The sequence below is a fragment of the Catellatospora sp. NPDC049133 genome, assembly GCF_040648455.1.
GTDB classification, from domain to species: Bacteria; Actinomycetota; Actinomycetes; order Mycobacteriales; family Micromonosporaceae; genus Catellatospora; species Catellatospora aurea.
On sequence record NZ_JBEZDT010000008.1, the window covers coordinates 153,302 to 178,502 of the forward strand.

Annotated in this window: 20 protein-coding genes and 1 pseudogene; 8 read left to right on the plus strand and 13 right to left on the minus strand. The window is 72.9% G+C overall.

Features of this window, described 5'->3' with window-relative positions; translation table 11 throughout:
- Nucleotides 1-222: 222 nt before the first annotated feature.
- On the plus strand, nt 223-3,249 hold the full coding sequence (locus AB0B35_RS11480; protein WP_361043684.1) for a BTAD domain-containing putative transcriptional regulator: 3,027 nt from the start codon (nt 223-225) through the stop codon (nt 3,247-3,249).
- A gap of 192 nt (nt 3,250-3,441) precedes the next feature.
- Complete coding sequence (locus AB0B35_RS11485; protein ID WP_361043687.1) at nt 3,442-4,116, plus strand: M15 family metallopeptidase; 675 nt, start codon at nt 3,442-3,444, stop codon at nt 4,114-4,116.
- Here the strand turns inward: AB0B35_RS11485 and AB0B35_RS11490 are convergent.
- The 5 genes from AB0B35_RS11490 to AB0B35_RS11510 form a co-directional block, all read right to left on the minus strand.
- Nucleotides 4,062-5,006, minus strand: coding sequence for a hypothetical protein (locus tag AB0B35_RS11490; protein WP_361043689.1), 945 nt, complete (start codon nt 5,004-5,006; stop codon nt 4,062-4,064). The two genes, AB0B35_RS11485 and AB0B35_RS11490, sit on opposite strands and share 55 nt — an antisense overlap.
- Nucleotides 4,997-5,530, minus strand: a complete 534-nt coding sequence (locus AB0B35_RS11495; protein WP_361043692.1) for a hypothetical protein — start codon at nt 5,528-5,530, stop codon at nt 4,997-4,999. Before AB0B35_RS11495 ends, AB0B35_RS11490 begins: the two co-directional genes overlap by 10 nt.
- A gap of 184 nt (nt 5,531-5,714) precedes the next feature.
- Nucleotides 5,715-8,060: a sodium-translocating pyrophosphatase gene (locus tag AB0B35_RS11500; RefSeq protein ID WP_361043694.1), complete on the minus strand. Its 2,346-nt coding sequence runs from the start codon at nt 8,058-8,060 to the stop codon at nt 5,715-5,717.
- A gap of 215 nt (nt 8,061-8,275) precedes the next feature.
- Nucleotides 8,276-8,686 carry an ATP-binding protein gene (locus AB0B35_RS11505; protein WP_203697672.1) on the minus strand — a complete coding sequence of 137 codons (411 nt, stop codon included), beginning with the start codon at nt 8,684-8,686 and terminating at the stop codon, nt 8,276-8,278.
- Between the two features lie 11 nt (nt 8,687-8,697).
- Entirely contained in the window at nt 8,698-9,033 is a 336-nt protein-coding gene (locus AB0B35_RS11510; RefSeq protein WP_361043697.1) for an STAS domain-containing protein, read from the minus strand.
- Nucleotides 9,034-9,210: 177 nt separating this feature from the next.
- Between AB0B35_RS11510 and AB0B35_RS11515 the strand changes: the two genes are divergently transcribed.
- Complete coding sequence (locus tag AB0B35_RS11515) at nt 9,211-11,640, plus strand: DEAD/DEAH box helicase (RefSeq protein WP_361043699.1); 2,430 nt, start codon at nt 9,211-9,213, stop codon at nt 11,638-11,640.
- A 100-nt stretch (nt 11,641-11,740) separates the two neighbouring features.
- Here AB0B35_RS11515 and AB0B35_RS11520 read toward each other — a convergent pair whose 3' ends face one another.
- The 7 genes and pseudogenes from AB0B35_RS11520 to ssd form a co-directional block, all read right to left on the minus strand.
- Complete coding sequence (locus tag AB0B35_RS11520; RefSeq protein ID WP_361043702.1) at nt 11,741-12,676, minus strand: DUF559 domain-containing protein; 936 nt, start codon at nt 12,674-12,676, stop codon at nt 11,741-11,743.
- Between the two features lie 205 nt (nt 12,677-12,881).
- Nucleotides 12,882-13,202, minus strand: a complete 321-nt coding sequence (locus AB0B35_RS11525) for an Rv3654c family TadE-like protein (RefSeq protein ID WP_361043704.1) — start codon at nt 13,200-13,202, stop codon at nt 12,882-12,884.
- Nucleotides 13,199-13,489, minus strand: coding sequence for a hypothetical protein (locus AB0B35_RS11530; protein ID WP_361043707.1), 291 nt, complete (start codon nt 13,487-13,489; stop codon nt 13,199-13,201). Before AB0B35_RS11530 ends, AB0B35_RS11525 begins: the two co-directional genes overlap by 4 nt.
- Nucleotides 13,486-13,650, minus strand: coding sequence for a DUF4244 domain-containing protein (locus AB0B35_RS11535; RefSeq protein WP_361043909.1), 165 nt, complete (start codon nt 13,648-13,650; stop codon nt 13,486-13,488). Before AB0B35_RS11535 ends, AB0B35_RS11530 begins: the two co-directional genes overlap by 4 nt.
- 160 nt (nt 13,651-13,810) lie before the next feature.
- Nucleotides 13,811-14,350 carry a type II secretion system F family protein gene (locus AB0B35_RS11540; protein ID WP_361043912.1) on the minus strand — a complete coding sequence of 180 codons (540 nt, stop codon included), beginning with the start codon at nt 14,348-14,350 and terminating at the stop codon, nt 13,811-13,813.
- Between the two features lie 971 nt (nt 14,351-15,321).
- Nucleotides 15,322-16,323, minus strand: a pseudogene (locus tag AB0B35_RS11545) (TadA family conjugal transfer-associated ATPase); the annotation flags it as partial.
- A 144-nt stretch (nt 16,324-16,467) separates the two neighbouring features.
- Nucleotides 16,468-17,520, minus strand: a complete 1,053-nt coding sequence (gene ssd / locus AB0B35_RS11550) for a septum site-determining protein Ssd (RefSeq protein WP_361043915.1) — start codon at nt 17,518-17,520, stop codon at nt 16,468-16,470.
- 552 nt (nt 17,521-18,072) lie between these two features.
- Between ssd and AB0B35_RS11555 the strand changes: the two genes are divergently transcribed.
- Nucleotides 18,073-18,876, plus strand: coding sequence for an HAD-IB family hydrolase (locus AB0B35_RS11555; RefSeq protein WP_360535631.1), 804 nt, complete (start codon nt 18,073-18,075; stop codon nt 18,874-18,876).
- 466 nt (nt 18,877-19,342) lie between these two features.
- On the opposite strand, the gene AB0B35_RS11560 is transcribed toward AB0B35_RS11555, so the two are convergent.
- On the minus strand, nt 19,343-20,083 hold the full coding sequence (locus AB0B35_RS11560; protein WP_361043709.1) for an oxidoreductase: 741 nt from the start codon (nt 20,081-20,083) through the stop codon (nt 19,343-19,345).
- A gap of 143 nt (nt 20,084-20,226) precedes the next feature.
- Between AB0B35_RS11560 and acs the strand changes: the two genes are divergently transcribed.
- The 4 genes from acs to AB0B35_RS11580 all read left to right on the plus strand — a co-directional run bounded on the left by acs (nt 20,227) and on the right by AB0B35_RS11580 (nt 24,704).
- On the plus strand, nt 20,227-22,179 hold the full coding sequence (acs, locus tag AB0B35_RS11565; RefSeq protein ID WP_361043712.1) for an acetate--CoA ligase: 1,953 nt from the start codon (nt 20,227-20,229) through the stop codon (nt 22,177-22,179).
- A 243-nt stretch (nt 22,180-22,422) separates the two neighbouring features.
- Nucleotides 22,423-22,653, plus strand: a complete 231-nt coding sequence (locus AB0B35_RS11570) for a helix-turn-helix transcriptional regulator (protein WP_361043715.1) — start codon at nt 22,423-22,425, stop codon at nt 22,651-22,653.
- A 408-nt stretch (nt 22,654-23,061) separates the two neighbouring features.
- On the plus strand, nt 23,062-24,120 hold the full coding sequence (locus tag AB0B35_RS11575; protein ID WP_361043717.1) for a helix-turn-helix transcriptional regulator: 1,059 nt from the start codon (nt 23,062-23,064) through the stop codon (nt 24,118-24,120).
- Nucleotides 24,121-24,125: 5 nt separating this feature from the next.
- On the plus strand, nt 24,126-24,704 hold the full coding sequence (locus tag AB0B35_RS11580; RefSeq protein ID WP_361043719.1) for a hypothetical protein: 579 nt from the start codon (nt 24,126-24,128) through the stop codon (nt 24,702-24,704).
- Nucleotides 24,705-25,201 lie beyond the last annotated feature (497 nt).

Below are 25,201 nucleotides of genomic sequence, written 5' to 3' on the forward strand. Positions count from 1 at the left end.
TCGTAGTGAATAGATGGCGTTGGCGGGGTTACGCCATGGCGAAACTCCGCCAACCCGCAGGTGGGGCCGGTAGCTCTGGCACTCCGGCGGGAGGACCGGGACAAATTGGCCATGTCGGCGGTGCGCTAGCCTCTGACCTGCGATGTCGTGTCGGGCTGTGGTCCTCTGCCACCGTCCGGCCGTACGCTGGATCGATCTAGTAACGCGGCGGAGGAGTGCGAGGTGGAGTTCCGGCTGCTCGGACCCGTCTCGGCGGACGCCGGCGACGAGGCGGTGCCGCTCGGCGGCGCGAAACCGAAAGCTCTGCTCGCCGCACTGCTCCTGGAGCACGGCCGGGTGGTGTCCGCCAGCCGGCTGGTCGACATCCTGTGGGCCGACGACCCGCCCGACACCGCCCGCGCGCTGATCCAGACCTACGTCTCCACGCTGCGCCGCACCTTCGCCAAGCACGGCGCCGGCGACCTCATCACCACCGCGGCACCGGGCTACGTGATCCGGATCGAGCCGGACACGCTCGACGTCGAGGTCTTCACCGGACTGCTGGCGCAGGGACGTGCCGCGGCGGCCGCCGGCGACCACGCGGGAGCCGCCGTGCTGCTGCGCCGCGCCGACGCGCTATGGCAGGGCCCCGCGCTGTCCGGCCTGGACGCCACCGAGCTGACCGTGCAGGCGTCCCGGCTGGACGAGCTGCGGGCCGCAGCCGTCGAGGAGCGCATCGCCGCCGAGATCGCCGCCGGGCTGTGGGGCGACCTGGTCGCCGAGCTGACCGTGCTGATCGGGCACCGGCCGACCAACGAGCGGCTGCGCGGCCAGCTGATGACCGTGCTGTACCGGCTGGGCCGCCAGGCCGAGGCGCTGGCCTGCTACCGCGAGGGCCGCGACGTGCTCATCGGTGAGCTGGGCGTGGAGCCCGGCCCGGAACTCACCGCGCTGCACCACGCGATCCTGCGGGGTGGCACCGAGCAGCTCGCGGTCGCGGCCCAGTCACCGGAGCTGGCCGGACCGGGCACGGTGCACCCGGTGCCCGCGCAGTTGCCGCCGGTGCCGGCCGACTTCACCGGCCGGGCCGCCGAACTGGAGGCGCTGGCGTCGGCCCTGCTGCCGACCGGTGGCGCCCCGGCCGTGCAGGTCATCGCCGGGCCGGGCGGCACCGGCAAGTCCACCCTGGCCACCGCGGCGGCGCACCGGCTGGTCGAGCACTTCCCGGACGGCCAGCTCTACGCGGAGCTGCGCGGCATGAGCGACGTCCCGGCCGAGCCGGGCGAGGTGCTGTCCCGGTTCCTGCGCGCGCTCGGCGTCGAGCAGGCCCAGCTGCCGGAGGGCCTCGGCGAGCGGGCCGACCTGTACCGATCGCTGCTGGCACAGCGCCGCATGCTGCTGGTGCTCGACGACGCCGCCTCGGAGCAGCAGGTCCGGCCGCTGCTACCGGGCCACGCGGGCAACGCCGTCGTCATCACGAGCCGGGACCGCCTGGCCGGGCTGTCCGGCACCACGCTGACCGACCTGCGCGTGCTGGAGCCCGACGAGGCGCTGCTGCTGCTGCGGCGGCTCGCCGGGGACGAGCGGGTCGACGAGGACCTCGACGCCGCCCGCCGGATCGTCGAATACTGCGGCAACCTGCCGCTGGCGCTGCGCATCGTCAGCGCCCGGCTGGCCGGCCGGCGGGCGCTGCCGCTCAAGCCGCTGGCCGACCGGCTCGCCGACGAGAGCCGCCGGCTCAACCACCTGTCCGCCGGCGACGTCGGCGTACGCAGCAGCATCGAGCTCAGCTACCGGGCGCTGGACCCCGACTGCCGCGCCACGCTGCGCCGACTGGGCTGGTTCGGCGTGCCCGACTTCTCGCCCTGGGTGGTGTCCTGGCTGGTCGAGACCTCCCTGGCCGAGGCCGAGGAGCTGGTCGAGCAGCTGGTCGACGCGCAGTTGGTGGAGTTCGTCGGCGTGGACCGCATGGGCGGGCTGCGTTACCGCCTGCACGACCTGATCCGGCTGTACGCCCGCGAGTGCGCCGCGCTGGAGGAACCCGCCCAGGACCTGGCCGACGCGGTGGCGCGGGCGCTGCGCGGCTGGCTGGCGCTGATCCACCGCACCGCCGCCGACTCGCCGCCCGCCGAGATCCGGTGGCGGCGGCCGTTCAGCCCGCACGACGTGTCGGAGGAGCTGACCGCCCTGGTCATCGCCGACCCCTGGGACTGGTTCGAGGCGGAGCAGTCCGCGCTGGCCTCCGGGGTGGAACGGGCGCTCGCGCTCGGTCTGTACGACCTGGTCTGCGAGTTCGCCTCGGCGCGCAACGCGTCGGCCTTCATGGGCGCGAACCGGTTCGCGGCCCGGACCCGAGTGATCGAGGCGGCGCTGACCGCGGCCCGGCGCGCGGGCAAGCCGCACGACGAGGCGGTGATCCTCACCGAACTCGGCCAGTTGCGCTACGACCAGGACCACTACACCGAGGCGCGGCGGCAGTTCCGGGCCGCGCTGAGCCTGTTCCGCGAGCTGAACGACCTCCCCGGGCAGGCCGCCGCGCTGGCCGGGCTGGGCATCGCCTGCCGCGAACCGGGCCGCTTCGCCGAGGGCGTGCACTTCCTCGACCAGGCCGCGACGCTGCTGCACGACGCCCGCGACGACATCGGCATCGGCTACTCCCGGCGCATCGCCGGCTCGGTGCGGCTGGAGCTGGGCGACTACGACCGGGCGCTGGCCGACCTGACCGAGTCGCTGGCCGCCTACCGGCGGGCCGGCAGCCGGCTCGGCGAGGGGCACACCCTGCGCACGCTCGGGCTCTACCACCGGGCCCGGGACGAGTGGGCGCAGGCGGAGCGGCGCTGCGCCGAGTCCGCCGCGATCTTCCACGACCTCGGTGACGAGCTGATGGAGGCGTACGCGGTGCGCGCGCTGGCCAAGGCGCGGATGCGCCAGGGCCACCACGGTGAGGCGCTGCCCCGGCTGGAATGGGCGCTGTCGGTCAGCCACACCATGGGTGACCGCTGGGGCCAGGGCGCGACGCTGCGCGTGCTCGGCCAGCTCCACCTCGCCGAGCACCGGCTCGACCTTGCCGAGGCCTGCTTCGACGCCGCCCACGACATCTGGCAGGCCATGGACGTGCCGGTCTGGCAGGCCCGTCTGGAGCTGGACCGGTCCCGGCTGCTGGCGGCCCGCGGCGACACGGCCGCGGCGCAGACCGCCCGCGCACGGGCCCGCCGCACCTTCCACGACCACGGGGCCCGCGAGATCCGCGAGCTCGACGGAGACCGCTGAGGCGGCGGCCACCGGCCTGACGCCCGTCTATTACAGAAAAGTTCCAGCGCGGCCTGCGAGTCTTCTTCTGTCGGAGATACGGGTGGCTCGGCACGGGGCGAGCCACCCGTCCCGGCGTTCACTTCGCGACCGGGCAGGTGGGGGACCCCTCGGGCGCATACCGGGGCGGGCCGGGGGGCGGGGAGGGTTGTCATGGCGGAGATGGTGCTGCTGTCGGACACGGCGGTCGTGGAGACGCCGGTGGCCGAGTGCGACGAGTGCCTGGTCGACCTGCGTACGGTCGGCGCGCTGCGGCTCGACCCACGGCTCGCCGACGGTGAGGGAGCCTTCGCCCACGTCCGCCTGAGCGTGGTGGACCGGCTGGTCACCGCCCAGACGCTGCTGCCCGCGGGGATGCGGCTGCTGATCGTCGAGTGCTACCGCCCGCTGACCCTGCAGCAGGAGTACTTCGACTCCCACAAGCAGCGGCTGCGGGTCATCCAGCCCGGCCACGACGAGGCCTGGTATCACCGCCGGGCCAGCCGGTACATCTCCCCGCCGGAGGTCGCCCCGCACGTCGCGGGTGCCGCGGTGGACCTGACGCTGTGCACCGCCGACGGCGTGGAGCTGTGGATGGGCACGCAGGTCAACGACACCGACAGCGAGGCCTGCCACACCGACTCCGAGAACGTCTCCGCCGAGGCCGCCCGCAACCGGCGCTTCCTGTGCGACGCGCTGACCTCGGTCGGCATGGTGAACTACCCGACCGAGTGGTGGCACTGGTCCTACGGCGACCGCTACTGGGCGCACGTCACCGGCGCGCCGGTGGCCCGCTACGGCCCGGTCAAGTCGCTGCCGGTCCGCACCGGACCCGTCGTCCCGGCCTGATCCGGCTCGGCCTGATCCGGCTCGGCCTCGGTCGGCGCGGCGGTGCTCCGCCGGGTCCTCTTCGGCCGCGCCATGCCCGGATCGACCGCAGGCTGCTCCCGGTCGGCGGACAGGCCTGGCGACGGTGACTCCGGCTCGGCTCCGGTTGTAGAGGGCTCCTCCGGCCCGGCCGCAGTCGGCACGAGCTGACCGGTGTCCAGCTGCCCGGCCACCACCGGTCGGAGCCGCGGAGCCCGCGCGACCCGCACCGGACGCGGTTCTGCCTGCTCCTCGGAAAGCACCTGGTCGCCTGGCTCGTCGGTGGCCGGCTGGTCGCCGGGCCACGCGCCCAGTGGGGCCGTCGCCGGGCGCTCGCCGACCAGCTCGCGGAGCCGGGCCACCCGCCGCCGGCCGCTGATCCGCAGCACCGGCCCCCGGCCCAGCTCGGCCATGCAGGCCAGCGCGGTGAACGCGCGCAGCGCCGGTGCCGCGCAGTGCTCGTCGCTGGCCCCGAGCCGCAGGACCGCGCCGTCGCCCTCCGGGTCGACCGAACCCGCCGCCGCGAACCACAGCCGCAGCCGCGCCCCGTCGAGCGCGAACCCGGCCGGCGGGCGCTTGCCCGACCCGCGCAGCCACGCCTCCGCCAGCGGCGCGAGCATGCCCGTGTACGCGGTGCGCACCCCGAAGTGGCCCTCGATCGCGGCCGGCTCCCAGCTGGTCTCCAGCCCTCGCGCGGTGAACTCGGCCGCCAGCGCGTGCACCCGCCAGGCCGCGTCGACGACCACCGACACCCGCGCCGTGCCGCCCATCCGGGTCACCTGGCCCGGCCCGACGAGCAGCCCCGCGAGGTCGTACGCCGAGGGGCGGGCCGACTCGGCGGAGAACATGGCCAGCTGGCGGTTCAGAGACACTCCGGCACCTCGCCGAACGCCTGTTGCAGCTCGGTGGAGCGCAGCTCGCTGGTGTCCAGGGCGCTGTCGTCGTACTCCTGCTGCAGTTTCGTCATCACCGTGCTGACGCCCTGGTAGAAGGCAGATGCGTCGTCGGTGGACAGTGCGCGCAGCGCTTCGCCGGCCCGGCCGTAGGCGTCCCGCACCTGCGCCAGCGACCCGGTCACCCCGCCGGCGATCGCGTCCCCGCCCTCGACCTCGGGCACTCCCGCGTCCACGATGCGGCCGCGCGCCTTCTCGCTGGCGTCACGTGCCCCCTCCAGCATGCGGACCAGGTTCTCCTTGGCCTGCTGGGGCGTCGTCGACGTGGGCGTCTGCTGCTGTGCCCGGGTGGTCAGCGTCGCGATCTCCTCGCGCCACGGATTGAGCGCGGAACACACCGAGGCCGCCCACACCCTCGGCGGCGGCCCGTCCGCCACACACCCACCCGTAACCGCCGCCACCACAACCAGCAGCGGCAGGAATCCAGCGCGGGGCCTACGCATGATGTGCAGCCTAGCGCCGACCCCGACGCCCGCGGCGATCTTGCACGGATGTACCCCACGACACGGGCAAACGGGGCACCGCTGGGTCCATTCACGCAAGATCGCCGCTGCGGGGAGTCGTGGGAGCGGGGCAAAAAGGAGCGGCGCCCTCCCCGTGGGGAGGGCGCCGCAGTGGTGCGGTGCGTCAGGCGTTGACCTTCTCGCGCTGCGTAGGCGCAGCGTCAGCTTTTCCCTGGTCGTCGCCGCCGACGGTGATCGGCTTCCGCTTGCTGATGACCACGGCCACGACGATCACCACGGTCGCGCCGAGGGCGATCAGGTTGCGCGCGGTCGCGTTCTCGGTGCTGCCGTACCAGAGCGCCACCACGGCGGGGGCGATCAGCAGCGACACCAGATTCATGACCTTGAGCAGCGGGTTGATGGCCGGACCGGCGGTGTCCTTGAACGGGTCGCCGACCGTGTCGCCGATGATGGTCGCCTCGTGCGACGACGAGCCCTTGCCGCCGTGCGCGCCGTCCTCGACCATCTTCTTCGCGTTGTCCCACGCGCCACCGGAGTTGGCCAGGAACACCGCCATCAGGGTGCCCGCGCCGATGGCGCCGGCCAGGTACGCCGCCAGCGCGCCCGCGCCGAGGCCGAAGCCGACGGCGATCGGGGCGAGGACCGCGAGCAGGCCCGGGGTCATCAGCTCACGCTGGGCGTCGCGAGTGCAGATGTCGACGACCTTGCCGTACTCGGGCCGCTGGGTGCCGTCCATGATGCCCGGCAGCTCGCGGAACTGGCGGCGCACCTCGTGCACCACCGCGCCGGCCGAACGCGACACCGCGTTGATGGCCAGACCCGAGAACAGGAAGACGACCGACACACCGATCAGCAGACCGACCAGGTTGGCCGGGTTCGCCACGTTGAGCATGTTGTTGACGAAGCCCTCCGCGGTCTCGCCGGCCTCGGCCAGGGAGACGCCCAGGGTGTCGGTGTACGACCCGAACAGCGCGGTCGCGGCCAGCACGGCCGTCGCGATCGCGATGCCCTTGGTGATCGCCTTGGTGGTGTTGCCGACCGCGTCGAGCTCGGTCAGGGTGCGCGCACCCTGCTCGTCGATGTCGCCGGACATCTCCGCGATGCCCTGCGCGTTGTCGGAGATCGGACCGAAGGTGTCCATGGCCACGATGACGCCGACGGTGGTCAGCAGGCCGCAGCCGGCCAGCGCGATGGCGAACAGCGACACGACCAGCGTGCCACCGCCCAGCAGGAACGCGCCGTACACCGCGCCGCCGATGAGCAGCGCCGAGTAGACGGCCGACTCCAGGCCGACGCTGATGCCCGCGAGCACCACGGTGGCCGGGCCGGTCTCCGACGACTTGCCGATGTCCTGCACCGGGCGACGGCCGGTCTCGGTGAAGTAGCCGGTCAGCGCCTGGATGGCGGCGGCCAGCACGATACCGATGACGACCGCGCCGATGGCGACGGTCTGCGGGTTGCCGCTGATCTCCGGCTTGCCCAGCTCGCCGAAGGTCTTCGGCAGGTAGTACAGCGAGGCGCCGGCCACCGCGACCGCGGACAGCGCGGCCGAGATGTAGAAGGCGCGGTTGATCGCCTGCAGGCCGTTCTTGTCGGACTTGCGCAGGCGGGTCAGGAACACGCCGACGATCGCGATCAGCACACCGATGGTCGACACGATCAGCGGGAAGACGAGGCCCTCCACGCCGAACGCGGCCCGGCCCAGGATCAGCGCCGCGACCAGGGTCACCGCGTACGACTCGAACAGGTCGGCGGCCATGCCGGCGCAGTCGCCGACGTTGTCGCCCACGTTGTCGGCGATGGTCGCCGCGTTGCGCGGGTCGTCCTCGGGGATGCCCTGCTCGACCTTGCCCACCAGGTCAGCGCCGACGTCGGCGGCCTTGGTGAAGATGCCGCCGCCGACCCGCATGAACATCGCGAGCAGGGCAGCGCCGAAGCCGAAGCCCTCCAGCACGGTCGCGGCGTCGACGCCGTAGATGAAGACCACCAGCGCCGCGCCGAACAGGCCGAGGCCGACGGTCAGGAAGCCGACGACACCACCGGTGCGGAAGGCGATCGCCATGGCGGCCTCGCGGCCACCCTCGGCCTCGCGGGCCGCCGCGGCCACCCGCAGGTTGGCGCGGGTCGCCAGCGCCATGCCGGCACCGCCGATGAAGGCGCTGAACAGCGCGCCCACCACGAAGAACGCGGAACGGCCGATCTTCAGCGCGGTGTCGTTGTCACCGTCGCCGTGGACCGGCAGCAGGAAGAGCAGGATGACCGCGAGCACCACGAAGATGCCGAGCGTCTTGAACTGGCGGAACAGGTATGCCGACGCGCCCTCCTGGACGGCGCCCGCGATCTCCTGCATCTTTTCGGTGCCCTTACCGGTTGCCAGCACGGACTTGACCAGCACGGCGGCGAAACCCAGCGCCACCAGTGCGATCACAGCCGCGACGACCACGTACGAAACGTTTGCGCCGGTAAGGGTCAGCTCGCTGCCGGGGGCAGCGAGGATGGACCCGGACATCTTTGTCCTCCCAAAGATCACGATCTACTTGTGAGGCAGCCGTGCCGAGGGTCACGAGTGACGTCGGTTACGGCCTGGAAACAACCCGTGAACTGTAAACCGGACACGTGGTCCGGGTCACACCCGCCACCTGCTGTGTCGCGGTGATCTTCGTTGCTGCGCCCGTCCCGGGTTGTGCGGTACGCTCAGCGACTCTATGCCCGCAGATGAGTGAATCAGCGCCCAAGACGCGAGGCGCGCCGGACCGGCCACGCCATCTGCACCTCGGTGCCAGGCCCGCTCTCCAGCGGACGGACCTGCAGATCCTTCACGATCGCCTGCAACAGGCTGGCGCTCACGTCGACGGTGAGCTGCTCCTCGTCGGTGATCTGCTCCTCGTCGCCGGCGTGATCCCACACCTGCACGAGATAACGGTCGCCATCGCTGAACGCGACCGCGACCACGTCGCGCAGGCCGACCCGCTGGTGCCGGGCCACCGCCCGCGCGCACGCCTCGCCGATCGCCAGGCGCACCTCGTCGAGCTGGTCGTCGGGCACCCCGGCGCGCCGGGCGACGGCCACGCCGACCAGCCGCGCCGTACGCACGTGCGCGGGTTCAGGGGTGAATTCGAGCCGGACGGTCGCCATGTCCGCGCGGGTCAACTCGCGGTGGCCGCGTCGACGGACGGGTACAGCGGCAGCACCTGGTCCAGCGCGGTGATCCGGAAGATTTTGAGGAGCGACTCCCGCGAGCACACCACGCCGAAGGAGGCTCCCACCGCCCGCGCCTTGCGCAGCTGGCCGACCAGCACGCCGAGGCCGGTCGAATCCATGAAGTCGACCCGGGCGAGGTCGACCACCACCGCGGTCACCCCACTGTCGAGCAGCTCGGCGATGCGTTCGCGGAGTTTCGGAGCGGTGTAGACGTCCACCTCGCCGCCGACCTCGAGCACGGTATGCCCGGCGACGACACGCGTGGCCAGCGACAGCTCCATCGGCACCTCCTCTACGACGTCCGGTCACTGCCCGGAATCACTCCGTGCATCCGATCCTCATGCATCTAACCACTGGTCGGGTTTCCGGGCTACGCGCCCTTTGCCCTTAACGCGCACTCGGGACGGGGTGACGACGGCCGCTGGCCGACGCCCGCCCCGCGGTGGCAGAGTGCTGGAGTGGACCTGCTGCCGTACTGGCTCAAACGTGACCAGGTCACGCACGTCGAGCTGCTGCCCGCGCGGGCCGGGCGCGCCGCCGCGTGGCCCTCCTGGGTCCCCGCGCCGCTGCTCGACACGCTGCGCTCCGGCGGCATCACCGCACCGTGGGAGCACCAGGTCGAAGCCGCCGAGCTGGCCTGGGGCGGCACCGACGTCGTCATCTCGACCGGCACCGGCTCCGGCAAGTCACTGGCCTACCAGCTGCCCGCCCTGTCCGCCGTGCTCACCCACCCGCGGGCGCGCGTCCTCTATCTCGCGCCGACCAAGGCCCTCGCCGCCGACCAGCACCGCGCGCTGACCGGCCTGAACCTGCCCGGCCTGCGGGCCGCGGTCTGCGACGGCGACACCCCGCGCGAGGAGCGCGACTGGATCCGCCAGCACGCCAACGTCATCCTCACCAACCCCGACCTGCTGCACCACAGCCTGCTCCCCGGCCACCAGCGCTGGTCCGGCGTGCTCCGCAACCTCCACTACGTGATCGTCGACGAATCGCACAGCTACCGCGGCGTCTTCGGCGCCCACGTCGCCCACATCCTCCGCCGCCTCCGCCGCCTCACCGAAAGGAAGGGCACCTTCTTAACGGATTCCGTAGAGGAAGGGCACCTTCTTAACGCGGCCGGCGGCGGGTCGGCCGGTGAGGGCGCGGTTGAAGGTGCCTCGCGGACGGGTGGCACACGTCGCGGAGCCACCGCCGCCGCCCGGCGGCCGGGCAGCGCCGGCGACCGCCGGGCGGGCGGCGGGCCAGTATTCCTGCTGGCCTCGGCCACGTCCGGCGACCCCGCGGGCAGCGCGAGCAAGCTCATCGGGCGGCCCGTGCGGGCGGTCACCGAGGACGCCGCCCCGCGCGGCTCGATGACCTTCGCCCTGTGGGAGCCGCCGGAGCTGCCGGGCGCGGACAGCAACGGCGACGCCGCCCCCGTTCGCCGCTCCGCGCTGCGGGAGACCGCCGACCTGCTCGCCGACGCGGTCGTCCAGGGCGTACGCACCCTCGCCTTCGTGCCGTCCCGCCGCGGCGCCGAGGTCGTCGCCGTCAACGCGCGCGCCGCGCTGGAGGAGGCGCAGCCAGGGCTCGGCCGCCAGGTCGCCGCCTACCGGGGCGGCTACCTGCGCGAGGAGCGGCGCACCCTGGAACAGCAGCTCACCGACGGGACCCTCACCGGCCTGGCCACCACCAACGCCCTCGAACTGGGCATCGACGTCACCGGCCTGGACGCGGTGCTGCTGGCCGGCTATCCCGGCACCCGCGCCGCCGTCTGGCAGCGCGCGGGCCGCGCGGGCCGGGCCGGGCGCGACGGGCTGTGCGTGCTCGTCGCCCGGGACGACCCGCTGGACACCTACCTGGTGCACCACCCGCAGGCACTGTTCGGCAAGACCGTCGAGGCGACCGTGTTCGACCCCGCCAACCCGTACGTGCTCGCCCCGCACCTGTGCACGGCCGCCGCCGAGCAGCCCCTCACCGAGGCCGACCTCCCGCTGTTCGGCGCGGACGCCGCCCTGCTCGACGAACTCGTCGCCGCGGGCGCACTGCGCCGCCGCCCCACCGGCTGGTACTGGACCCACCCGCAGCGCCCCGAGATCGACCTGCGCGGCACCGGCGGGCCGCCGATCGCCGTCATCGAGGCCGCCACCGGCCGCCTCATCGGCACCGCCGACGCCGGAGCCGCCCACCACCACCTGCACGCCGGGGCCGTCTACACGCACCAGGGCCGCACCTACGTCGTACGCGAGCTCGACCTCGCCGACGGGGTGGCCCTGGTCGAAGCCGACAACCCGCCGTACTCCACGCACGCCCGCGACACCATCGACCTCACCGTGCTGGAGGTCCGCTCGCACGTGGACGCCGGGCCGGTCCGGCTGTTCCTCGGCGAGGTCGAGGTGACCAGCCAGGTCGTGTCGTTCCAACGGCGGCGGATGGACAGCGGGGAGGTGCTCGGCACCTGGCCCCTCGACCTGCCCACCCGTACCCTGCGCACCGTCGCGGTCTGGGCCACCATCGCGGAATCGGCGGTCGCCGGGCTGGAGGACCTGCCCGGCTCGCTGCACGCCGCCGAGCACGCCGCGATCGGCCTGCTGCCGCTGGTCGCGAGCTGCGACCGGTGGGACATCGGCGGCCTGTCGACGGCCCGGCACGCCGACACCGACGCGCCGACCATCTTCGTGTACGACGGCCACCCCGGCGGGGCGGGTTTCGCCGAACGGGCGTACGGCATGGCTACCGAATGGCTCGGCGCGACCCGGACCGCGGTCGCCGAGTGCGCCTGCGAACGCGGCTGCCCGAGCTGCGTCCAGTCCCCCAAGTGCGGCAACGGCAACAACCCGCTCGACAAACCCGGCGCCGTCACCGTCCTCGACATCATCCTCACCCACCTCCCCCCAACCTCAGGGTGATCGCTGCCGACCTGGTCGCGGTGGTTCGCGCCGGGAAGATCGCTGTTTCGGGACAAGATCTGCGGTTGAACCCCAGGTTCTGACCGGAAACAGCGATCTCTCACCGTGGTCCGGTCTGCGGCGGTGAGGTGGCGCGGGTGAGGTGGCGGCGGACGGCGGTGATCTGGCGGACGACGCCGTCCAGGTCCTCGGTCAGGTCCCGCCAGGTGAACCGCAGGACCGTCCACCCGGCGCGGACCAGCCGGTTCTGCCGTTCCCGGTCGTGCTGGAACCGGTCCCCGGCGCTGTGCCACGCGCGGCCGTCGACCTCCACAGCCAGCCGGATCTCCAGGAATCCGAAGTCGACTACACCGATCAGCCCCTCGGCGTCATGGACCGGCACGTTGGCGCGCCAGCCCTCGATCCGCGCCCGCCGCAGTCCCTGCACCAGCAGCCGTTCCGCCACCGAACGCGCCCCATGCGCGTGCCGCGCCACCGCCCTGACCAGTCTTCGTATCCCGCGCTGCCCCACCATCGCCTGCACTCTGGCGGCGAATCCCTCGAAGGTGATCAGCCGACGCTGCAATGCCCGGTCCATCACCAGGTCGGCCTGGTCCGGGCTCAACTCGCGGACACAGTCGACGACGGTGCGCTCCGGCGCGGTCAGCAGGACTCCCTCGATCAGAACAAGGTCCACCGGATCCAGCTGTTCCCGACGGACCGAGACACCCGGCAGCCGCACCCGCCGTTCCGGCGCGACGATGACGCTGGTCCGCAGACCAGGCACGTCCAGGCCATAGCGCCGGGCCGCGGACGGTCCGGCCAGCACCGCATCGGGCACGGCCAGCAACGCGGCCCGATCCCGCAGCAACGGCGTGACCGGCCGCGCGGCCCGGGTCATCACCTGACCGAGCACCACCTGCCAGTCCCGCCGCCGCAGCCGCCGCCGGACCTGGTCGTCGGTGAACCCACACGCCTTCGCGTCATCCCTGGTGAATAGCCCGGCCTGGCGCGCGGCCCGCGCGTCGAGCCGGGCATGATCGCTGTTTCCGGTCATGATCTGCGGTCACACCTCACTTTCTGTCCCCAAACAGCGATCTTCACCCGCACGACCCGCCGCGGACCCCCGCAACCGGCCGGCGGTGGCCGTGCCAGGCCCTCGCGCCCGGGTCACCGTTGACTCGCGGATCGGGCCCGCCGTCGGGTCACCGTTGACTCGCGGATCGGGGCCCGGCCCACCGGTGCCGCCGGGGCGCACCTGGTCAGGTCGCCTCGCGGACCGGGCCCGCCACGGCGGTGGCCTCGGCCGCGCCCGCCCCGGTGACGACCTGCACGGATAGGGTGAGGTCGAGGCCGTCCAGGCGGCAGGCCGTGACCGTCGCCGCGTTGGCGGCCACGATCCGCCCGGCCCGTTCGCATGCGGCCGCGGCGCCTTCGATCGCCGCCGCCGCGCCCGCGAGGGCGCCCAGGTCCGCGGCCGTACGCGCCTGCTCCCGGGCGACCAGGTGTGCGCCGTCCACGGCCACCACGGTGCCCGCGGCCACGAAGACCAGGCCCACGCCGAGCGCATACAGCGAGCTCACGGCGCACCCGGTTCGCGGGCGGCGGTTGCGGTGCAGGTCAGCTCGGTCACCCGGAGGGAGCGCCGCACCGTCGCGGTGACCGTCTCCCCGGTGACGTCGACGCTCGCCCCACCGGACACGCCGTCACCGCGTGCTGCGGCGAGCGCCGCGTCGCGGGCGGCGGCCACGCAGCCGAGCTTCACGGTCACCGCGGCGACCGCGCCGATGCCGGTGACCAGCAGGAGCACCACGGCGGGTAGCGCCACCGCCAGCTCGGCGGTGGCGCTACCCCGGTCCGTTCGGCTCACCCGAGGGCCCGTTGGATCACGCCGGCCAGCGCCGCCTGCACGCCGTCGCTGGTCAGCACCTTGAGCAGCAGTCCGGCGAAGGCGACGGCGGCCAGGGTGCCGACGGCGTACTCGGCGGTGTTCATACCGGCGTCGGGCACCGGCCGCCGGGCTGGTCCCACCGACTCCGCGAGGATCGCGGCGGCGTCGTCGTCGACATCGCGCAGCCGTGCGGGCGCGGGCACGGGCGGGCGGATCGGCGTCAGGACCGTGGTGTCCACGGGCGGGACCTCCGTTCGCAGTGGCCTCTGTCGGGGCATGACGATCTCCTTTCGTGGCGGGTCAGAGCACCTCGCCGAGCACGGCGAGGACCACCGGCACCAGGCCGGCGAGTACGAAGGCGGGCAGGAAGCACAGCCCGAGCGGGAGGACGATCAGGACACCGGCGCGCTGCGCCCCGGCCTGGCGGCGTACGGCGGTGTCGGCGCGCAGGTCGTCGGCGCACCGGTGCAGCGCGCCGGCCAGCGCCGATCCGTTGGCGGAGCTGCGTTCCACGGCCGCGACGAGGCGGCCGGCCGGTGGCAGGTCAGCCAGGTGCGACCAGGCTTCGGCCGCGGTCGCGCCCAGGCGCAGGGACCGGCCGATCCGCTGCAGCCGGATGCCGAGCGGCCCGTCCAGCGCCGCGCCGACGCTGCGCACGGCGTGGTCGAGCGGGGCTCCGGCGCGCAGCGCGGCGCCGATCAGATCCACGGCCCACGGCAGGTCGGCCAGCACCCGCTCCCGCTCCGCACGCACGGCTGCGGGCTCCATCCGCCGCAGCACCACCACGGTCCCGCCCGCGACGACGACACCCAGCACGCCACCGGCGGGGGACGGCAGCAGCGCGATCACCGCACCGCCCGCCACCACCCCGAACAACCAGGGGGTACGCCCGCTCGACTGCTCCGCGGACCGCCGCAGCGGCAGGCGGCTCAGCCGTTTGCGGGCCGTGAACCGTCCGACGGCCCGGTCCACGGCCGAACGTGCCGCAGGCCGCTGCAACCGGCGGGTCCAGGCGAGCCCGGCCGCCTGCAGCACGGCCGCTCCGCAGACGCACGCGACGCCGGTCGGCGTGTGCAGCAGGATCCGCATCGCGTCGACGCCGATCAGGTGACCGAGCCCGATGCCGCCGATCGGCAGCGCGGCGAGCAGCACCGCGGTCAGTTGCGCGCCGGCCGCCTGGGCATGGGCGGCGGCGTCGGCCCGGTCGGCGGCGCGGCACTGCGCCTCCAGCCGTTCCAGCAGGTCGGCCAGGGGCGCTCCGGTGCTCGCGGCGAGCCGCTGCGCCGCGTGCACCGCCCGGTCCAGCTCGTCGTCCGGCAGCAGCAGCACCGTGCCCGCGCCACCGGCCCGCAGTTCCGCCGCGGATGCGGAGAGCAGGTCGAGGGCCCGCTGCCGGTGTCCCGCGTCGCGCCCGGCGGACCGCTGCTCGCGCCACATCCGCAGCGCGAGCAGGGTGTACCCGGCCGCGATCAGCCCACCCACCGGCGAGTCCAGCAGCAGCGACGAACCCACACCGGCCACCGCGGCGACGACCCCCGTACGGCGCGGCGACAGGGTCGTGCCCGGTCGCCCAAGGAGCCGGCCCGCGCCAGCAGCCTGCCCGTCGGGGCCCGCACCTGCCGTCGTGGCGGAACCGGGGCGCTGCGGCCGCCCCGTGGCCCGCGCCAGGCGACGCCGCACGCTGGATGCGAGAACAGGGCCCGTGAGATCACGCAGCCGGACCGCGACGGCACTCCGCCAGGTCGGCACCGTCCGGCCGGGCCCGGAGACCGTGTCCGTCCGGTCGGGCCCGGTGGCCGTGTTCGAGGCGCTCACCACTCCGCCGGCCAGGGCGGCGGGGCGACCTCACGAGCGCGCAGCAGTGTGCCGAGTTCGGCGGCCGCGGGCAGCACGCCGCCGTCGCGCCGCCAGACCGGCCGGGCTGCCACCAGCCTTTCCGGGCCGTCCGCGGTGAGCAGGCAGATCTCGTCGAGCACCCGGCCGGACGGGGTACGCCGCAGGTGCAGCAGCACCCGGATGGCCGCGGCGACCTGCGCGTGCAGCGCGGGACGGGGCAGCCCGCCGAGCAGCCCGAGCGCCTCCAGCCGCGCGGGCACATCCGCGGGGGCGTTGGCGTGCAACGTCCCGGCGCTGCCCTCGTGGCCGGTGTTGAGCGCGGCCAGCAGGTCCACCACCTCCGCACCCCGGCACTCGCCCACCACCAGCCGGTCCGGACGCATCCGCAGGGCCTGCCGCACCAGCTCGGCCAGGCCGACCACGCCCGCGCCCTCCACGTTGGAGGTGCGCGCCTGCAACGTGACGACGTGCGGATGTGCGGGACGCAGCTCGGCCGAGTCCTCCACCAGCACGATGCGTTCCCGGCCGGGCACCGCGGCGAGCATCGCCCCGAGCAGCGTGGTCTTGCCCGATCCGGTGCCGCCGGAGATCAGGAAGGTCAGCCGGGCCGCGACGATCGCGGACAGCAGCCGGGCCGTGTCCGGCGGGACGAGGTCCGCCAACGCCATCGGCCGCTGCCGGAACGTGCGCAACGACAGGTACGGCCCAGCGGTCGCCACCGGCGGCAGCACCGCGTGCAGGCGCGTCCCGTCGGCCAGCCGCGCGTCGACGTACGGCTGCCCGTCGTCGAGCCGCCGCCCGCACGCGGCCGCGAGCCGCTGCGCCAGCCGTCGCACGGCGTCGACCGACGGCATGGTGAACGGTTCGCGGACCAGCCCGGATCCCCGATCCGTCCACACCTGCACCCCGTTGACCAGCACGTCGGTCACTTCGGGCGCAGCCAGCAGCGGACCCAACGGCCCGGCCCCGACCAGCTCGCTCATGACCCCTCCTCGCCGCGCGCGGCGACGCCATGCGAACCGAGCCCACCGATTCGCTCGCTGCGCTCGCTCATGACCTCTCCTCGCTGCGCTCGTCGACGCCATGTGAACCGAGCCCACCAATTCGCTCGCTGCGCTCGCTCATGCCATGACCTCGCGGATCAGGCGGCCGCACAGGGTGGCCAGGGGGCCGCGGGGTGCGCTGCCCGGGGCGTGGCCGCGTTCGAGCGCGGCGGCCAGGCGCGGCTCCGGCGGCAGCATCCCGGCCAGCGGCAGGCCCAGCGCCCGGGCCAGGTCGTCAGGTCCCAGCCGGCCGGGTGCCGGGCCGCGGACGACCACGGACAGCTCGCGCCGGTACGCCGACACGACGTCGACCACCCGGGCCGCCGCCGCGGCGGCGCGCAGTTCGGCGGGCACGACGAGCAGCACCCGGTCGGCTGCCTGGAGCACCACGGCCGCGGCGTCGTCGAGACGGCGGGGCAGGTCGACGACGATCAGATCCCGGCCGCGCCGACCGGCGTCGAGTGCGGCGGCCATCGCATCGGGCGGCAGCGCCGGGGAGATCGGGGTGTCCTCGTCGGGGACGTCGCGGGCGCAGGAGAGCACCACGAGGTCGCCGCGGCTCGGCAGGGCGTCGACGAACGCGGCCGGGTCGACGGGGCCGCTGGCCCTGGCGAGCTGGGGCCAGCGCAACCCGCGCAGCTCCTCCCAGCCCAGCAGCAGGTCGGCGCCGCCGCCGAGCGGGTCCGCGTCGACGAGCAGGGTGCGCAGCCGGGTGCGGCACGCAGTGACAGCCAGTCCGGCGGCCAGCACGCTTGCCCCGGCTCCGCCGCGCCCGCCGAGCACCGCCAGCACCCGCCCGGTGCCGGCGGTCGAGGCGCGGCCGATTCCGGCGAGCCGTTCGACGAGCCAAGACTCGGCCGCGGGCAGCAGCGCGACATGTTCGGCCCCGAGCGGCTGGGCGTAGTCCCACGGCCGGGAGTCGGTGCTGTCGCGGCAGACCACGACGACCCCGGCCCGGCGCGGCAGCCGGGCGCGCAGGCAACCGGGCACCATGTCGCCGCCGATCAGCACCAGCGGGGCGGGCCCGTAGCGCAGGCGCGCCGCGGACAGGTCGTGGGCGACCTCGACCTCGGCGCCCGCGGCGGAGCCCAGCCGCAGCAGGTCGTCGAGCAGGTCGGCGTCGGCGGTCACCAGCAGGGTGCGGGGGGCCGCGGGCGGGGCGAACGGACGGGTCATGTCCGGCACTGTGCGCGGGCGGGGTGGTGCCGGACCAGCGGTCGGACCGGCCGCCTGTGGACGGACGGGCACTTGTGGACAGCGCGCCGATCATCGTGTCGATCTGTTATGCGGCCGACCCGCGCGGTGGGTGAACCGGCAGCCCATGAGCGCCGGGGCGCAGATGACGACGACCCCCGTCCGGGGAGACGGGGGTCGTCCTGGGGTCCGGCTCTCAGGGGGGATGGTGAGCCGGAGCCCGCTCAGCGGCTGCGGGGGGGGGTGGCACCCGCTGAGGGCTGTTGCGAAAGCATGCCTGACTTGACTGCGCGCCGTCGAGAGGGGTCGGGGCCGACACGCGCCGACACGCCGTAGATGAACCCAAGATCCTACGCTGCGCAATCACTGATTCGCCGCTCAGTAACCGGCGATTGCGCACATATCTGCGTCCCCTCGTACGAGCGACTGCCGCTATCCGACGGACGGGTGGACACCACCGCCGCAAGCACCCGGCTACACTTTCCGACCGTGGGCCGCAGCGCCGCGTTTTTCGACCTGGACAAGACCGTCATCGCGACTTCGAGCGCGCTGGCATTCGGCAGACCGTTCTATCGTGACGGTCTGATCACTAAGCGTGACGTCGTTAAGACGGCGTTCGCCCAGTTCATGTTCAAGCGCGGCGGCGCCGACGACCAGGCCATGGTGCGCACCCGTGACTACATGGCGGAGCTGGTCAAGGGCTGGCGGGTGGACCAGGTCCGCCAGATCGTCAACGAGACGCTGCACGAGCTGATCGACCCGTACATCTACGCCGAGGCGGCGACCCTCATCGAGGAGCACCAGGCGGCCGGCCGCGACATCGTGCTGGTGTCGGCGTCCGGCGAGGAGATGGTGCAGCCCATCGGCGCGCAGCTCGGCGTCACCGACGTCATCGCCACCCGGATGAAGGTCGCCGAAGGCCAGTACACCGGCGAGATCGAGTTCTACGCCGCGGGCGGGGCCAAGGTCGAGGCGGTACGCAAGCTCGCCGCCGAGCGCGGATACGACCTCGGCGAGTGCTACGCCTACTCGGACTCCATCTCCGACATCCCGCTGCTCGCCGCCGTCGGCCACCCCAGCGCGGTCAACCCCGACAAGGCGCTGCGCCGCGAGGCCAACGAGCGGCGCTGGCCCGTGCTGGAGTTCCGGCACCCGGTCCCGCTGGGCCGCCGGCTGCGCAACCGCCCGGCCGTCCCGGTCGCGGCCGCGCTCGGCATCGGAGTCGGCGTCGCCATCGGCATCGCGTGGTACGGCCGCCGCAAACGGGCCCGTGCTGCGGCTTCTGCCCTCTGACGGGTGATTTGGCTGCCACAACAGCCACACCAGTCACACATTGGGCCCGAAGCCTGGCCATCACCGCCGAACGGGCGTAGAAAAGTGGTTACGGAAGCATTCTGCAGCTGGAAGTAGCTGGCAGAAGCCGGCTTTCGGGTACGGCCTCCGGGCACCCACGCGCGATCTAGCCGTCGTGAAGGCAAAGTCCCGGTGTGATCTTCGGGTCCACTGAGGGCGGTTGCTAAGAGGTGCACGCCTGGTAACCCGGCAGGAAGTACGCGATGGCGCCGCGAACGTGCGGCGCCATCCATAATGCTGGCGGCTGAGCTGCTGGTGGCCGCCTTCGCGGCCACGGCGTTCGGCCTTGGAAGCCTCCCTTACCCGCCGGTCCCTCGTCCGCTGCGCGGACTTCCGCTCCTGGCGGGTGCGGCCGAACGCGGACGTGGTCGCTGTCCTTGGTTGTTGCTTTCAACGGTTGTTGCGATCAACCCACGGCGGCGAGTACCGCGTCGCCGACTACGGCGATCTCCGCGCAGCCCTGCTCTACCGCGATGGCGTAGTGGCGCAGCCAGGAGCGCAGGCCGTCGGGGGTGCCGGTGGCGAAGGCCCCGGCGGCGCCGATGTACTCGGGTTCGCGGGCGAGGTGGGCCAGTTCCACGGCGACCAGGCCGCGCGGGTCGAAGCCGCTGCCGACCAGGGTGAGCCGGGCCGCGGCTCGGGCCACGATCCCGTTCACGCCGGGGAACGGCTGGATCGCCAGCAGCTCGCCGTGCACGACGGCCGCGCGGACCAGCGGGTTGCCGGCCTGCGCGGAGACGATCTCCAGCAGGGTGTCCAGCCGGGCGGCGCTGTCCGCGGTCGGCTTGCCCAGCGTGGCGTCGGGCAGCACCCCGGTCCCGGCCAGCAGGTGCAGTTTCGCGAGCACCTGCCGCGGTGCGCCGTGCCAGTGCTGGTGCAGGCCGGGCAGCGCCTCGGCGACGCGCAGCGCCCCCTGCAGCACCGCGTCCAGCACGGTGCCGCCGCGCACGTCGCTCAGCTCGTACCGGTGGCCCTCCAGGGCGGCGCTGGCCACCGCGCAGCGCAGGCTGATCTCGGCGGCGACCGCGCCACCCTGCCGCCGCAGTGCGCGGTGCTTGTAGGCACCGTCCACCGCAGCGCGTGCGCCATTCACCGCAGATTCGACGTCGGCCAGTTTCAACAGCGGTGCCAGCGGATCCATAGTCACAGCCAGAGCGTAACCAAGCCCGGCTGAGGGCAGCCGGGCAAAATAGTTAGGGACCCTTACTGTAAAGGTCGGTCATCGGGCCGTAACATCACCCGGAGACCCAGGTCACATGGCATGACCATCACCCCTAGGGAGGCGCTGTAGTGAGCGAGACCCTCGAAAACCTGCTGCACGAGTCGCGCCGGTTCCCACCCCCCGCGGAGATCGCCGCGCACGCGAACGTCACCGCCGAGGCTTACGCGCAGGCCGACGCCGACCGGCTCGCGTTCTGGGAGACCCAGGCCAAGCGGCTCGACTGGGCCCGGCCGTGGGACGAGGTACTGGACTGGTCCAACCCGCCGTTCGCGAAGTGGTTCGTCGGCGGTCAGCTCAACATCGCGTACAACTGCCTGGACCGGCACCTGGCCAACGGGCTGGGCGACCGGGTCGCCATCCACTGGGAGGGCGAGCCGGGCGACACCCGCACCATCACGTACGCCGACCTGCACGCCGAGGTGTGCCGTGCGGCCAACGCGCTGACCGGGCTCGGGGTGAACGCGGGCGACCGGGTCGCGATCTACATGCCGATGATCCCCGAGGCGGCCGTCGCCATGCTGGCCTGCGCCCGCATCGGCGCCACCCACTCGGTGGTGTTCGGCGGTTTCAGCAAGGACGCGCTCGGCGGCCGCATCCAGGACGCGAGCGCCAAGGTCGTCATCACCGCCGACGGCGGCTACCGCCGCGGCGCGCCGAGCGCGCTCAAGCCGACCGTCGACGAGTCCGTGGCCGAGTGCCCGACCGTCGAGAAGGTTCTCGTGGTGCGCCGCACCGGGCAGGACGTCGCCTGGGACGACAGCCGTGACGTGTGGTGGCACGACGCCGTCGGCAATGCCAGCCCCGAGCACGAGGCGCAGCCGTTCGACGCCGAGCACCCGCTGTTCATCCTCTACACCTCCGGCACGACCGCGAAGCCGAAGGGCATCCTGCACACCACCGGCGGTTACCTGACCCAGGCCTCGTACACCCACCACGCGGTGTTCGACCTGAAGCCGGAGACCGACGTCTACTGGTGCACCGCCGACATCGGCTGGGTCACCGGGCACAGCTACATCGTGTACGGCCCGCTGTCCAACGGCGCCACCCAGGTCATGTACGAGGGCACCCCGGACACCCCGCACCGCGGCCGGTTCTGGGAACTCGTGGAGAAGTACCGCGTCACGATCCTCTACACCGCGCCCACCGCGATCCGCACGTTCGCCAAGTGGGGCGACGACATCCCGGCGCAGTTCGACCTCAGCTCGCTGCGGCTGCTCGGCTCGGTCGGCGAGCCGATCAACCCCGAGGCGTGGATGTGGTACCGCGAGCACATCGGCGGCAACCGGTGCCCGATCGTGGACACCTGGTGGCAGACCGAGACCGGGGCCATCATGATCTCGCCGCTGCCGGGTGTGACCGACTGCAAGCCGGGTTCGGCGATGGGCCCGCTGCCGGGCATCAAGGCCGAGGTCGTCGCCGACGACGGTTCGATCGTGGGCAACGGTGGCGGCGGTTACCTGGCGCTGACCGGCCCGTGGCCGTCGATGCTGCGCACCATCTGGGGCGACGACAAGCGCTTCGTCGAGACGTACTGGTCGCGCTTCGCCGAGCAGGGCTTCTACTTCGCCGGCGACGGGGCGAAGCGGGACGAGGACGGGGCGATCTGGCTGCTCGGCCGGGTCGACGACGTGATGCTGGTGTCCGGCCACAACATCTCCACCACCGAGGTCGAGTCGGCGCTGGTCGCCCACCCGGCGGTGGCGGAGGCGGCAGTCGTCGGCGCCACCGACCCGACCACCGGTCAGGCCATCGTCGCCTTCGTGATCCTCAAGGGCGGCGCCGAGGTCGGCGTGCCGGAACTGCGTGACCACGTCGCCAAGACGCTGGGCCCGATCTGCAAGCCACGCCAGATCATGCTGGTGACCGAGCTGCCGAAGACCCGCTCCGGAAAGATCATGCGGCGGCTGTTGCGCGACGTGGCGGAGAACCGCTCGCTCGGCGACGTCACCACGCTGCAGGACTCCGCGGTGATGAACCTGATCTCCGCGGGCATGCAGTCGAGCAAGTCCGACGAGGACTGACCCGCACCTGCACAAGGGGCGGCCACCGGCGACACACCGGTGGCCGCCCCTTTTCGTCCGCTTGCCCGCCGTTCGCACCGCCGAAAACCTCCACGCTCCCCGGCTTCCGTTGCGCAAACCTGCAATCAGGCGCGTTGCCCTGGCCTGCGGGCAGGCGGCTACCTAAGTTGCTCATGTCCGGCCGGGAGCCAACCGCGCCGGCGGACGCACCTCCACCCATCGGGCCGCGATTGGACGCCACCCATGCACCTCACCCCGCGCGAGCGCAGCATCGTGGCGCTGCTGGCCGAGGGCCACACCGACGCCGTGATCGCGGCGAAACTCGACATCAGCGTGCGCACCATCGCCTACACCCTTTCCGCACTCATGGACAGGTACGGCGTGACGAACCGGTTCCAGCTGGGCCTGCGGCTCGGCGCGGAATCGGCGCAGCAGGGCGACGACCCCGGCGAGCCGGAGCCGGAGGAGGGATGAGCGGACCGGGCTGCCGCCGTCGGACTCCCACCGCGGTGGTCGAAGGGGCGGCCATCGGTAGCAGGCCGATGGCCACCCCTTTCGCCGTCGCCGGTACGTGGTCCCCCGTACCCGCCGGGCGGTGAACCGCCCGATGCGCACGCACGTGCCCGCGCCGCGGAGACCGACCCGTCGCGCGGTGCCCCCACCGCCGACGTGCCGGGCCTCGTGGTAACCCGTCTCCGCCGTGGGCGGAGGTCGTGCCACTGAACTTAGGGCCGGACGACACGATCCCCAAGATCACTAGTCGCCGTTGCATGAATCTGCAATCGGCTGGTCGGCCCTGGTCGCGGTTGAGCCGACTGTCTACCTTGCTCAGGGACGGTCGGAAATGGACCGCGCCGGCAGGAGGCTCGCGGGGAGGCCGACATGCTCGATACGCACGTTGTGCCCTCACTGATGAAGTGGGGCGTCTCGCCACACGCGGATCTCGTGTATCGCACCCTCATCGCCTTCGGCCCCTGGTCGGTGGACAGCATCAGCCGCTCCCTGGAGATGCGGCCGCGGCAGGTGCGCGCGGCTCTCGACGAATTGGTCGCGCTGGACGCGGCCGTGCCGGACGGCCTGCTGTCGGCCGGGCGGGCCGGCGACGACCGCCTTTGGTCCGGCCGCGCTCCCGCGCAGGTCCTGTCACTGCTTCGCGACCGGCACCACCGAGCCGCGCTGGCCCGGGAACGGCTGCACCATCGCCTGGTCCGGGCGTCGTACCCGAGCCTCGTGCCCGATCCGGCACGCATCCTGGCCGGGGGCGCCCGCCCGCTGGAAGGCCTGGAGCGGACCTTGGAACGGCTCGCGGAGATCTCCTCGACGGAGCGCCACGAGAACCTGGCCATCAATCCGGAGCCGGCCTTCAGCACCGCCCAGGTCAAGGCGGCGGCGCCGCTGGAGCGCCAGTCGATGGCGCGCGGCGTCGTCATGCGCTGTCTCGGTGTGCCCGCCTCGGCCGAGGACGAATCGGACTGGCACGACGAGGAGATGCGGGGCTACGGCCTGGAGTACCGGGAACTGTCGGAGGTGCCGGGCAAGCTGCTGATCGTCGACCGCACCACCGCCTTCGTCCGGATCGATCCCGGGAACAGGGCTCGTGGCATGTGGGAGATCACCGCACCGGACGTCGTCGCCGACCTCGTCTCCCTCTTCTTCCAGCAGTGGGCCCGCGCCACGGAACCGGCACGCTTCTGGACACCACCCGCGGGCCTCACGCCCCGCGAGAACACCGTCGTGGTGATGCTCGCGATGGGTTACACCGACGTGGCGATCGCCTCGAACCTCGACATCAGCGTCCGCACCATCGCCTACACCCTGTCCGGCCTCATGGACAGATACGCGGTGACGAACCGATTCCAGCTGGGCCTGCGGCTCGGTGCCGAAGCAGCGTCGCAGGCGCCGACCGAGGAGACGGAAGCGCAACAGACCAACGGGGAGTAACACCAGTGAGAAGAAGCCTCCGCACGATCGTCCTGACCCTGGTCGCGCTGGCCACGGCCGTCGCCGGGACGACGCCCGCCGCCGCCGGCAGCGGCCCGCCGCCGTACAAGGTCACCTACTACAAGTGGCTGGACTGCGCCGAGGGTGCCGCCAGCACCGCCTCCATCACCGACGCGAGGGCTCACACGACCACCGAGGGCCTGGACGTCTACTGGGTCGAACTCCACGGTGCGATCACCACCTGCCGGCCGGCCGGCACGCCTTACGCCTACGCGCTCGCGGCATACCGCAGCGGCTACGCCAGCGGTGAGGCGTTCCCCTACGCCTACAGCAACTCGCTGACGATGGACTACGCGAACTTCATCCGGATCTACCCCGATGTCCAGGCCGTCTGCGTGATCGCGAACGAGACCACCCGCATGGCCTGCGTCTCCGTGGACTGGGTCCCGGCCGAGGCCGGCCTGTTGCCGGTGATCGGCGGCCCGCTGCCGACCGACTCGCCACGGGTCGACCTGCCGGCCGTCACCGACCTGAAGGAGGAAGTCAACGGTCCCGTTCCGCCGGGCTGCATGAAGTGCGGCTGATGGCAGAAGGACGCTGACCGGCCGAAAGGGGTGGCCCGCTCTCGCGGGTCGCCCCTTTCGCTGTCGAAGCCCGCCGCACCGCACCGGATACGGCGAGGGATCTGCCCGAACACCGCTCCGAAGTCCTGAACCACATCGCGCAGCCCGAGCACTCGGGCCGGGAGCGTTCGCCCACGAGTACGGCCAGTGATACGCCCAGTTCAACTGCCGGCTGTCGGCCGGGTGATGACGTCCGGCGCACAGCACCCTACATGTGCATCAGCCGTTCGGACGATGCCTAGATGTCGAAATGGGACAGCAAACATCAGCCGTTCGTCGCAAAGTGATCCGATGTCCGGACCATGCGTCGCTGCGCATTCATTTGCGATTGTGAAGTGCTTGCTTCACGTGAGCCGGGATCCACATTCGCCATGTGAAGCCGCATCGGCGTGGGAGGGCAGGCTTCCGCGCCTCTCGTCTCCACCTGTAACCGCCAGGGCGCCCCCTGCCATGGCGGA

Excerpts from the sequence above, each read along its gene's own strand:
- AB0B35_RS11485 (WP_361043687.1), top strand. The coding sequence starts at position 3,442 with ATGGCGGAGATGGTGCTGCTGTCGGACACGGCGGTCGTGGAGACGCCG.
- AB0B35_RS11510 (WP_361043697.1), bottom strand. The coding sequence starts at position 9,033 with ATGGAGCTGTCGCTGGCCACGCGTGTCGTCGCCGGGCATACCGTGCTC.
- AB0B35_RS11570 (WP_361043715.1), top strand. The coding sequence starts at position 22,423 with ATGCACCTCACCCCGCGCGAGCGCAGCATCGTGGCGCTGCTGGCCGAG.
- AB0B35_RS11500 (WP_361043694.1), bottom strand. The coding sequence starts at position 8,060 with ATGTCCGGGTCCATCCTCGCTGCCCCCGGCAGCGAGCTGACCCTTACC.
- AB0B35_RS11575 (WP_361043717.1), top strand. The coding sequence starts at position 23,062 with ATGCTCGATACGCACGTTGTGCCCTCACTGATGAAGTGGGGCGTCTCG.
- AB0B35_RS11505 (WP_203697672.1), bottom strand. The coding sequence starts at position 8,686 with ATGGCGACCGTCCGGCTCGAATTCACCCCTGAACCCGCGCACGTGCGT.
- AB0B35_RS11520 (WP_361043702.1), bottom strand. The coding sequence starts at position 12,676 with ATGACCGGAAACAGCGATCATGCCCGGCTCGACGCGCGGGCCGCGCGC.
- AB0B35_RS11495 (WP_361043692.1), bottom strand. The coding sequence starts at position 5,530 with ATGCGTAGGCCCCGCGCTGGATTCCTGCCGCTGCTGGTTGTGGTGGCG.